The organism is Brevundimonas sp., assembly GCF_036402095.1.
Lineage (GTDB): Bacteria > Pseudomonadota > Alphaproteobacteria > Caulobacterales > Caulobacteraceae > Brevundimonas.
The window spans coordinates 1-10,719 of sequence record NZ_DASWTO010000170.1; the positions used below are offsets into that span (position 1 = coordinate 1).

Below are 10,719 nucleotides of genomic sequence, written 5' to 3' on the forward strand. Positions count from 1 at the left end.
GATGGCTGCGATGGCCTCCGCATCGAACCGCCGAGCCGCCCTGTCGTCACGGGCGGCGGCGGCCGCGATCAGCAGCAGAGGCGAGGCCGCCAGGGCGGCGGCCAGTCCCGCCGCCCTGCGCCAGCCGACGCGCGCCGCACGGTCCCGCAGGCCGTTGTCGAGCAGGTTGATCGCGGGCGATCGCGCCGCCTGCACAAGGGCCCGTTCCATCACGCCCTCGTTCTGGAGCGGGACGACGCGACGGTCGCCGACGACCAGGTCCACAAGGTCGGGCTGCACCGTAGCGGCGAGGAAGCGGCCGCGCAGGGCGGTGTTCTCTCCGAAGGTCACCGCCGACACGACGTCGTCATCCTCGGGCTGGGCGATGGTCAGCATGTCCGGGGTGATGACGTCGGCGCGGACCCCCAGGGCCTCAAGATAGTCTGCCCACGCCTGCAGCAGCGAACGGCTGACCACGGCGACGAGGCGAGGTTGGCCCGGTCCGGCAGGCGGACCCACCACGGTGGCCACCCGATCCGGTGTGGCGGCCAGATTCTCGCGCAGCCTCCAGGCGGCGGCGGCGCGCAATTGGGCGGCGCCGCCCGGCGGCAGATCGAGCCAGCGGATCGAGACTTCGGCGCCCGGGCAGATGGCGACGGTGCGCATCGGTTCCGGCCGCTCCACGGCGTCCAGGGCCAGCGCGCCGCGCTGGAGGACGCCGCCGTCGGGCGCGACGATCATATAGGGCGCGGGCTGACCGGGGAGCGTCGGGATAAGGATCAGGCGGGTCGGTTTCATTCTTCGGGAGTCCAGCGCTGGATGACGGTGCGCACGGCGCCGTCGGGCTGTGCATGGAGAAGGGCGGTGCGGACGGCCCGGCCGCCGCCGTGGTCGACGTCGATGCGGAGGTTGAAGTAGCGGGTCAGGACGGTGACCTGGTCACGAACCTCGGCCGGAACCTCCACGGTGGCGAGGGCCGGTTGGGCCCAGAAGGCGGCGGCGTCCGGCCATCCGGCGCGCGGCCGCCCTGCGATGACGGCCCGGGCGGCTTGCGGGCCGAGGGCGTCGCCGGCGAGCATCATCAACAGCGGAGCCTGTTCCGGCGCCAAGGTATTGACGTTGAGCGGCGACAGCCGGGTGGTCGGCAGGGCGCAGGCGTACGGGCGCAGGCGGCGGTACAGGTCGGCGTCTACGCCCTTGACCGCCCGCAATTCGCTGACCTCGGCCAGCATGACGCCGCCGGTCCGGTAGGGCGTGGCCAGGCCGGCGTAGGCCCCGTCCTCGGCGCCCAGAGGCCGGGATACGCCGTCGGCGTCAAGCCAGTCGGTCAGGGCGTCCGCGACGGCGCGCATGCGGCTGTCGGGCGCGCCGACGGCCCGGCCCAAGGCGAGGAACTGGGCCCGGCCGAGCGGCCGCTCGATCAGGTCCTCGCCGAAACCCTCCACAAGGCTGTTGAGGTTGAAACAGGCCTGGCCGTCGGTGACCACGGCGCTGATCGTTCCGGCCTCGACGGGAAAGTCGAGGCGGCGGCCGTTCCAGTCCGGCTCCAGAGGGGTCCGGGCGGGGTCGGCCGCAAGCAGACGCGCGACCTGCGCCCGGGCGAGAGCCTCAGCGCCCGAGGCGTACCACTGGGCCTGGGCCTGGGTCTCGGCATTGGTCGCCCGGCGCACCGAGAAGCGCACGTCGTCCAGCACGACGACGGCGACCACCGACATCACCGCCACCAGCAGCAGGACGGTCAGCAGGGCCATGCCCTCGCGATTGTCGGAGCCCGGCCGCATCAGCCGCCGCCCACGAGGAACATCTGCTCGACCGGACCATAGCCATCGAGCGTCATTCGCAGGCGCACCGCGTCCGGCAGCGGTCGCTCGGCGGTGACGATATAGGCGGGGGCCTCCTGCCCGTCCCTGACAAAGGCGACCGTCACGTTGCGGACGCCGCGATACAGCACCTGCGGCGGCCCGGGACGGGCGCCGTCCAGATGGGTGGCGATCCGGCGCTCCAGCCGGTTCTCGACCAACCGGTATTCGACGCGCTGCAGCGAGGGGCGGGGCCGGCCCCCGGGATTGGTCCAGCCGGCCCGGGTCAGGACCAGAACGGGATCGCCGGGCGCGGCCGGGCCGCTCATCGGTTGAGGCATGGGCCGACCCGTGGGGCCGCGGGAGCGGCGGCCGCTGGCCTGCCCGAGATCGGCCTTCAGCAGGCTGCGCATGCGCTGCAGGTCGGCGGTCCTGTCCGTCGCGGCCTTGATGGCGAAGCGGTTGTCGATCGACAGCCTGAGCACCGCCGCACCCGCCGCGGCGATCAGCGCGAAGACAAGCAGGGAGACGAGCACCTCGACGAGGGTGAAGCCGGGACGGGGGCCGGTCATGACCGCGCCCGGAACAGCACGCGGTCGGCCGCCTGGCCCTCGTCCGTCGTGACGCGGATGTCGACGCGCAGCATGCCGGCCTCGACGGCCCTGACCGAGCGGTTCCAGCGCCACTGGCGGCCCGCCAGCGGAAGCGCGCCGCCAGTCTCCCCTTCAGCGAGGCGGGGGTCGATCATGGCCTCGACGGCCAGGTTCTCGGCCACGACGCCGCCAAGGGTGCGCGTCTCGACCCGGGCGGCGGAACGGGTGTTCTCGCCCGACAGATTCAGCATTGCCATGGCCGCGAGACTGAACACGGCCAGAGCGACCAACAGCTCGATCAGGGTGAAGCCGCTTCGGTCAGCCATCGATGGCGACCTCCCCGGCCCCGTCGACGGCGATGCGTGAGGCGCGGCCGTCGCGGCTGAGGGTGACGATCGCGGGCTCGGCGACGCCAGTGGGATCGAACACGATCCTGACCGGCCCGGCCGGCGACACCGACACGCCCGCGCTCCACGCTTCAGGCCCGAACGGTCCGTCCGTCAGGGCCGACCATTCCCTGCCGTCGAAGGCGGAGAAGGCGTAGCCTGCTGTTGTCGCCTCCACCGCCACCGGCCGGTTGGTCAGGACGGCCTCTTCCCGCGCCCGCGACAGGCGCGCGGCGAAGCGCTCGGCGTCCTGCCCCACGGACGGCCGGGGATCGGGCACGGACAGCACCACCGCGCCGGCCGCCAGACCGATGATCGCCACCGTCATGAGCAGCTCGACCAGGGTGAAGCCGGCGCGGCCGACCTGGCGCTTGCTCAAGCAGGGAACGACCGCAGGGCCTGTCCCCGGCCTGATCGAAGAGCGGACCGGGGGGCGAGCGCCAGCGCCCCTAGCCCTGCCAGTTACCGAGGTCGGCGTCATTGCCCTCGCCCCCTTCCCGGCCGTCCGCCCCCAAGGAGAAGACGTCGAACTGGCCGCCGTGCACGCTCGGGCGGCGGTACTGGTAGGGATTGCCCCACGGATCCTCGGGCAGGCGGCGGACGTAGCCGCCCTGACGATAGCGCTCGGGCCGGGCGAGGCCGGCGGGAGCGGCGACCAGAGCCTGCAGATCGTCGGGGAAGGTCAGGTTGTCGAGGCGGTAGGTCTCGATGGCCTGCTCCAGCACCGAGATGTCGGCCCGCGCCTTGCCGACCATGGCCTTGTCCTGGCTGGGCAGGACGTTGATAGCGACGACGGTGGCGAGCAGGCCGATGATGACGATCACCACCATCAGCTCAACGAGCGTAAACCCCGCGCGTTTGCGACGGGCCTCGGTCTTTTTGCGTTCGTGTGCGGTCATGACAGGCGGCTCCATCACCCCATGGCCAGGGTGTTGATCTGAAGGATGGGCAGGAGGATCGAGAGCACGATGAGGGCCACGACGCCGCCCATGACGACGATGATGGCGGGCTCGAGCAGGCTCAGCATGACGGCGGTGAAGGTCGAGAATTCGCGCTCGAGATAGTCCGCGGCGCGCTCCAGCATCGGCTCCAGCCGGCCGCCGCTCTCGCCCGAGGCGGTCATGTAGACGAGGATCGGCGGGAAGACGTCGGCGCGGCGCATGGCGGCGGACAAGCCGCCCCCTTCGCGCACGGCGTCGGCCATGGTTTCGGTGGCGGCGCGCAGAGCCCGGTTGGAGACGGTGCGGGCGGTGATGGTCAGCCCTTCCAGCACCGGCAGGCCGGCGGCGATCATGGTCGACAGGGTGCGCGCCATCTTCGCTCCGTGCAGGTCGCGGATCAGGCGGCCGACCAGCGGCAGGCGCAGCAGGGCCGTGTCCGCCTTGAGCCGGATCGCCGGACTGCGCAGGGCGACGGCGCCCGCGGCCAGGGTCGCCGCGAGCAGCAGCCCTGCCAGCCAGCCCCAGTCGCGCATCAGGCTGGAGACGCCGATGACCAGCCGGGTGAGCAGCGGCAGGGTCTGGTTCATGCTGTCGAACTGGTCGACCACCTTCGGCACCACGAAGGCCATCAGCGCGCCGATGACGCCCAGCGCCACCACGGCCAGCACGGCCGGATAGACCAGGGCCGTGACCACCTTGCCGCGCACCGTCTGATCGCGTTCGAGGCCGTCGGCGAGGCGTTCGAGGATCGGCTCCAGGGCGCCCGACGTCTCACCGGCCGAGACCATGGCCCGGTACAGCGGCGGGAAGGCCTGCCCCTGCAGGGCCATGGCGTCGGACAGGCGGCGACCCTCCATGACCCCGGCGTGCACGCCTTCGAGAGTCCGCCGCACGGCGGGCCGATCGGCCTGCAGGGCGATGGTCCGCAGCGCCTCCTCCAGCGGGGCGACGGAAACGAGGGTGGCCAGCTGGCGCGTCGTCAGGGCCAGGGTCTTGGCGTTCAGCCTGCCGCCCCGGGTCTGTTTGAGGCGGTCGACCTTCTGCAGGGGCCCGAGCCCGGCCGTAATCTCGAGCGGCATCAGCCGGCGGCGCTCAAGCAGGGCGCGCGCCGCGGCCTCGTCGGCGGCGGCCAGCACTCCCGACACCATGCGTCCGCCGGCGTCCAGCGCCACATAGTCGAACGCGGCCATCAGGCCGCCGCCCCGGCCGCGGACGCATCGTCCTGCAGCGCCCCGACATCCTGCCGCGTCACCCGCACGGCCTCCTCGACGGAGGTCAGGCCGCTCAGGACGAAGGCGCGGGCGCGCCGCGCCAGGGTGTCCATCCGCTCGAAGGCCACGGCGTTGATGGCCTCCTCGTCGGCCCCCGCGGCGATCAGGCGGCGGACGCGGTCGTCCACGGCGATGACCTCATAGAGGCCGACCCGTCCGACGTAGCCGGTCTGACGGCAACGGTCGCAGCCCTGGGCGCGCCACACCGGCTGGCCGGTCCGGACGCCGATCAGCCGCGCCGTCGCTGGATCCGCCGGCTCGGACCGGCGGCACGCCGGGCACAGGCGGCGCACCAGCCGCTGAGCCACGATCAGGCGCAGGGTCGAGGCCAGGAGGAAGGGCTCGACGCCCATGTCGCGGAGGCGGGTTATGGCTCCGGCTGCGTCGTTGGTATGCACCGTCGACAGAACCAGATGCCCGGTCAGGGAGGCTTGCACCGCGATCCCCGCGGTCTCCACGTCGCGGATCTCGCCGACCATGACCACGTCCGGATCCTGACGCAGGATGGCGCGCAGGCCGGCCGCGAAGGTCATGCCGACCTTGGTGTTGACCTGGGTCTGGCCGACGCCGTCGATGGCGTATTCGACCGGATCCTCGACCGTCAGGATGTTGCGCCTCGAGTCGTTCAGCAGCGACAGACCCGCGTAGAGCGAGGTGGTCTTGCCCGACCCCGTGGGCCCGGTAACGAGGATGATGCCGTTGGGCTCGCGCAGCGCCGCGCGGAAGGCGTCCAGCGTCTCGCCGGTCATGCCCAGTTGATCCAGCCTCAGTTCGGCCTGGTCCTTGTCGAGGATGCGCAGCACCACCCGTTCGCCGGCGCGCGACGGCAGGGTAGAGACCCGCACGTCCAGGGTCTTGCCGCCCAGCGCCAGCGGGATGCGCCCGTCCTGCGGCACCCGCTTCTCGGCGATGTCGAGCCGCGCCATGACCTTGATCCGCGACACCAGCAGGGGCGTGATGCGCGGGTTCAGCGACAGCGTCTCGCGCAGCACCCCGTCGACCCGCATGCGCACCGTCAGGGCCGTTTCGAACGGCTCCAGATGGATGTCGGAGGCGCCTGCCCGCACCGCCTCGGCGATGATGCCGTTGATCAGGCGGATGACCGGGGCGTCGTCGGCGGTGTCGAGCAGGTCGGCGGCGGCCGGCATGTCATCGATCAGGCTGCCGAGGCCCGAGGGCATGTCGAGATCGTCGCCATCGGCCGCCTTCAGATGGTCGCCGGCATAGACCTGCGACAGCCGCCGGTCGAACTCGGCCTGGCTTAGCCGTTCGATGCGCAGCGGCCGGCCGAGGGCGCGGCGCGTCTCGACCAGGGCTGTGGGATCGGCGCCCTCGCGCAGGCCGACCAGGGCGATGTCCCCGGCGTCGAGAAGGATGACGCCGTGCCGCTTGGCGAAACCGTAGGGCAGGGTCGGATTGACGAGGGTGATCATGCCGCCCTCACTGCTCCGGCGCGGCCTGCGCCGGCGGCAGGGGCGAGGCCGTCACCTCTCCCGCCGGCGCCGCGACCCCGTAGACCGGGGCGGCCGGCGCCTGGGTCCGCATGTAGTCGCGCAGCATCTCGTCGAGGCTGGGTTCGACGCCCGGGGCGTTGTCCAGCTGCTGCCGCCGCATATAGCCCCAGCGGTCGGCGGCGAGGCTCTGCGCGTCCGTCTGCGAGCGGATGATGGTCGGGCGGATGAAGACCATCAGGTTGGTCCGGCCGCGCTGCCGGCTGGTCGAGCGAAACAGGGCGCCGATCCCGGGGATGTCGCCAAGGCCCGGCACCTTGTCGACCGACAGCCGGTCGTTCTGGTCCAGCAGGCCGCCGGCCACAGCGATGTCGCCGTCGTCGACCACCAGCGTCGTCTCCAGCTCGCGCTTGTTCAGCACGAGATCGCTGGCCGAGTTGCTGAGGACGCCGTTGATGCTCGACACCTCCTGGCGCAGGAACAGGGTGATCGAGCCGCCCGCGTTGATCTGGGGCCGGACAATCAGTTTGACGCCGATATCCTGCCGCTGGGTCGTGCGGAACGGGTTGGAATTGCCGTCCAGCAGGGTCTCGCCGGTGGTGATCGGCACCTCCTGACCGACGAGGATGGTCGCCTCCTCATTGTCCAGCGTCATCAGTGACGGGGTCTGCAGCAGGTTGGAGCCGTCGTCGGTCTTGGCGGCATTGATGATGAAGCCGAACAGGCCGTCGCCGACACGACCGCCGCCGCCGCCGATGAAGCCGTTGGCGCCCAGCAGGCTGTTGATGGCGAGGTTCTGAAGTCGCTCGCGCAGGGGGTCGTCCTCGTCGAGCTGGCCCGCCGCCGCGCCGCCGGCGATGGGGACCAGCGGCGTCGCCGTGTCGGAGTAGTTGGTCAGGCCGATGGGGTTGCCGTCCTCGCCGGCCAGCAGCCACTGCACGCCCAGTTCGCGCACGGCGTTGTCGGACAGTTCCACCACGATGGCCTCGATCAGCACCTGCTGGCGGCGCTGGTCCAGCTGGCGGATGACCTCGGCCAGCATCCGCTGGGTATCGGCGGAGCCGGAAATCACCAGGGCGTTCGCGCCCGGGAAGCGGGCGATGGTGGCGCGCTGGCCAGGGACCGGAGCGGCGGCGGCGGACGCGGGCGCCGCATCGGCCTCGACGGCGCTTCCGACCCCGCCCCGCCCGCCGGCCGGCGTCGCATTGGCGCTGGCCGCCGCCACCGGCTGGCCGACGATCTGCTGCAGCACGGGCAGCAGGGCCTCGGCGTTGGCATGCTGCAGGAAGACCACCTTGACGTCGTCGGCGGACTCGGCGCGCCGGTCGAGATCCTCGATCAGCGGACGCACGCGCGCCACGGCCGACGGGTCACCGCGCAGGACGACGGAGTTCGAGCTCTCGACCGGCGTCACTGAAACCATGCCCTGTCCCGGCTGTCCGCCCGGAGGGGCCAGCACCGTCTGGAGCACCGCGGCGATCTCCCGCGCCGACGAGTTCTCCAGCGTCACCACCTCGAAACCGCTGCGGTCGACGTCGATCCGGCCGATCAGGGTCCGGATGCGCGCGAGGTTGTCGGCGAAGTCGGCGACCACCACGCTGTTGGCGCCGGCGTTGGGCAGCACCTGCCCCTGTGGCCCGACCAACGGCCGGATCGTCTCGGCGGCCGAGGCGGCGTCGATGTTGCGCAGTTGGAAGACTTCGGTGGCGAACCGCTCGGCCCCGACGGTCGCCGGTCCCTGGGCCGCGCCCTGCGCCGGGCTGATCCGGTAGGCGCCCGAGCCGGTCGGCGTGACCACCAGGCCGTTCGCGCGCAGGGTCGACAGGAAGACCTCGAACAGCTGGGCCCGCGACAGGGGCCGGTCGCTGGTCACCGTCACCGTGCCGGTCACGGCCGGATCGACGATGAAGGTGCGGCCGGTCGAACGGGCGATGTCCTCGATGAAGGCGCGGATATCGGCGCCCTGAACATTGAGGGTCTGGCCGCCGGTCTGGGCCAGCGCCGGCGCGGCGGCGAGCGGTCCCTGCAGGGCGAGGACGGCCGCCAGGGCGATGCCGGGGAGGCTGCGGGTCGATCGCTTCAACGGCCTGTCCTTATGGTGGTGGTCTGAACCGCGCCGTTCCGCTCGAAACGGATTTCGGCGCTGGCCGCGTCGGCCAGCTGGCCCCGCAGGGCGGCCATCCGGTCGGGCCGGTCGAGCGGCTGGCCATTGACCGCCAGGATGACATCGCCCGACTTCAGTCCGGCGGCGGTCAGGGCCGGAGCCTCGCCGTTCGAGGTCACGGTGAAGCCGTTGATCCGGAGGCCCTGCATCCGGGGACGCAGCGAGGCCTCGGCGACCAGGCTGGCGGGATCGACGGTCGCGGCGGCTTGCGGGGGCGGCGTCGGCGTCACGGTCTGCGGCGCGGGCGGCGGCGGAGGCGGGGTCGCCGCACCGACTGGAAGCTCGCTGAAGATCAGGCGGCTCAGGGCGTTGCCCCGGGCCAGCACGACATGGTCCGGCCCCACCGACCGCAGAACGAGCCCCGGCTCAATGGTCTCGCCGACCGCGACCGACAACTGCCGGCCGTCCGCCAGGCCGATGATGGCCGACCCGCCGCCGGCGCCGTCTGACCGCAGACCGAACAGCCGCATCTGGCTGCTGCCCGCGGCGGTGTCTTCGGCCAGGCTGCTCTGACCGCCGGTGCGGAAGAAGGCGTCGAAGCGCTGGAAGACGGAATAGTCGACGGGTTTGACCTCGGCTCGCGTCGCCGGGACCACAGGCACGTCGACCGGCTCTACGGCGATCCAGACCAGCCGGCCGAGCTGCACGATCAGCAACAGGGCCAGGGCCGCCTCTACGGCGGTCCGGACCCGGTCCGGGCGGGCGGCCAGCGCTTCGCGGGCTCCCGTGCTCCAGTTGCGAATTGCGCCGATCACGATCGCAGGCCCCGATGGGCCCCGACGGCCCGAAAGCGTCGTAGACCAATCGTCCGTGTCCGGGCTTCACGGGCCCATGACGGTGACGAGAACTTGCCGTGACGGTTAGGTCGGATGCGGAGCAACTGCCGCATTTCTGCAATCAGCGATGGCGCGGCCGCCGCCCGCGAGCGGCGGCCTCGCGGGCGTCAGAAGCGGGCGGTCAGGCTGACCGTGGCCGAGGACCCGAGATCGTAGTTGTTGATCCGGATCTTGTTTCCGAGCTCCTGGAACTCGTCGTAGTCGGTGTTCAGCAGGTTGCGCAGCTCGAGGGCGAAGCCGTACTCGCGACCCGCATAGTCGAAGTCCTTGCGGAACACGAAGTCGAGGAACACGCCGGGGTCCTGGATGTAGTCGGGCTCCCGCGCGCCGGCCGCGCCCGCGCCCCGGGCGGTGATACGCTCGCTGACGTAGTTGACGATCATCGTCGCCTGCGACCGGGCGGTGTCGTCTTCCCAGCCAAGCTGCAGGTTGGCGACGTGATCGGACTGGCCCTGCAGACGGCTGCCATCCTCGATGAAGAAGGACGCCTGTTCCGGCGCGCCGCCGCCGCCCTGGGTGAAGACCACGTCATCGGCGCCGACCTGCACCTCCGAGGTCGACCAGGTGTAGTTGGCCTGGATCAGCCACCGCTTGTTGGCGATGAACGGCGAGCGGGCGTCGGGGAACTCGAAATACTTCTTCACCTCGACCTCGGCCCCGTAGACCGTGGCTTTGGGCGCATTGAGGAAGGACTGCTGGCGCTGGTCTCCGGTCAGCACCACGACCGACTCCACCGGCTTGTCCAGGTCCTTGTAGAAGACGCCGGCGGTCAGATACTGCTGCCGGGCGAAATACCACTCGTACCGGGCGTCGAGGTTGAGGATTTCGGTGTCCACCAGGAACGGGTTGCCGGTGAACTCGCGGTCGCTTTCCGGGTCGATATAGGACTGGGGCGCCAGCTCGCGGAACTGGGGCCGGCCAATGGTCTTCGAGGCGCCCAGCCGGAGTTGCTGATCCTCGGCGAAATTCCACGTCGCGGTGCCGGAGGGCAGATAATACTGCTCCTCGAGTTCGCTGGCGGCGAAGGTCGACGTACCGCCGAACAGGTCGCGCGGCGTCACCGTCTGACGGCTGTCCTCGAATCGGACACCGACGGTGGTGCGCAGGAGGGGAATGATCTCGGCGTCCACCTGGGCGTAGACGGCGGCGACCTCGAGCCCGGCGTCATAGGCGCCCGCGCCGTTGGTGCCCGAAACCTGGCGCAGCTCGATCGTGGTCGGGTTGATGTTGAAGTCGGAGAACAGGAAGTCGATGCGGGACTCGCGCTGTTCATCCGTCAGCCCGCTGACCGCGGCCAGT

11 protein-coding genes are annotated in these 10,719 nt (G+C 71.3%); all 11 read right to left on the reverse strand.

Annotated elements, in window-relative coordinates:
* Window positions 1-777 (reverse strand): type II secretion system protein GspL (gspL, locus tag VGD32_RS11530; protein ID WP_331032028.1); only part of this gene is annotated, 777 nt, incomplete at its 3' end.
* Window positions 774-1,760: a type II secretion system minor pseudopilin GspK gene (gene gspK / locus VGD32_RS11535; protein ID WP_331032029.1), complete on the reverse strand. Its 987-nt coding sequence runs from the start codon at window positions 1,758-1,760 to the stop codon at window positions 774-776. The genes gspL and gspK, both read right to left, overlap by 4 nt.
* Window positions 1,760-2,350, reverse strand: coding sequence for a type II secretion system minor pseudopilin GspJ (gene gspJ / locus VGD32_RS11540; protein ID WP_331032030.1), 591 nt, complete (start codon window positions 2,348-2,350; stop codon window positions 1,760-1,762). The genes gspK and gspJ overlap by 1 nt, the downstream gene beginning before the upstream one ends.
* A complete protein-coding gene (gene gspI, locus VGD32_RS11545) occupies window positions 2,347-2,697 on the reverse strand; it encodes a type II secretion system minor pseudopilin GspI (protein ID WP_331032031.1) in 351 nt (116 codons plus the stop codon). Before gspI ends, gspJ begins: the two co-directional genes overlap by 4 nt.
* Window positions 2,690-3,136, reverse strand: a complete 447-nt coding sequence (locus VGD32_RS11550; protein ID WP_331032032.1) for a GspH/FimT family pseudopilin — start codon at window positions 3,134-3,136, stop codon at window positions 2,690-2,692. The genes gspI and VGD32_RS11550 overlap by 8 nt, the downstream gene beginning before the upstream one ends.
* A 70-nt stretch (window positions 3,137-3,206) precedes the next feature.
* Window positions 3,207-3,656: a type II secretion system major pseudopilin GspG gene (gene gspG / locus VGD32_RS11555; protein WP_331032033.1), complete on the reverse strand. Its 450-nt coding sequence runs from the start codon at window positions 3,654-3,656 to the stop codon at window positions 3,207-3,209.
* Between the two features lie 14 nt (window positions 3,657-3,670).
* Entirely contained in the window at window positions 3,671-4,888 is a 1,218-nt protein-coding gene (gene gspF, locus VGD32_RS11560) for a type II secretion system inner membrane protein GspF (protein WP_331032034.1), read from the reverse strand.
* Entirely contained in the window at window positions 4,888-6,402 is a 1,515-nt protein-coding gene (gspE, locus tag VGD32_RS11565) for a type II secretion system ATPase GspE (RefSeq protein WP_331032035.1), read from the reverse strand. The genes gspF and gspE overlap by 1 nt, the downstream gene beginning before the upstream one ends.
* Window positions 6,403-6,409: 7 nt before the next feature.
* Window positions 6,410-8,503, reverse strand: coding sequence for a type II secretion system secretin GspD (gene gspD / locus VGD32_RS11570; RefSeq protein WP_331032036.1), 2,094 nt, complete (start codon window positions 8,501-8,503; stop codon window positions 6,410-6,412).
* Window positions 8,500-9,339 carry a type II secretion system protein N gene (locus tag VGD32_RS11575; protein ID WP_331032037.1) on the reverse strand — a complete coding sequence of 280 codons (840 nt, stop codon included), beginning with the start codon at window positions 9,337-9,339 and terminating at the stop codon, window positions 8,500-8,502. The genes gspD and VGD32_RS11575 overlap by 4 nt, the downstream gene beginning before the upstream one ends.
* A 188-nt stretch (window positions 9,340-9,527) precedes the next feature.
* Window positions 9,528-10,719, reverse strand: a 1,192-nt coding sequence (locus VGD32_RS11580; protein ID WP_331032038.1) for a TonB-dependent receptor domain-containing protein, incomplete at its 5' end; no start/stop codon positions are given.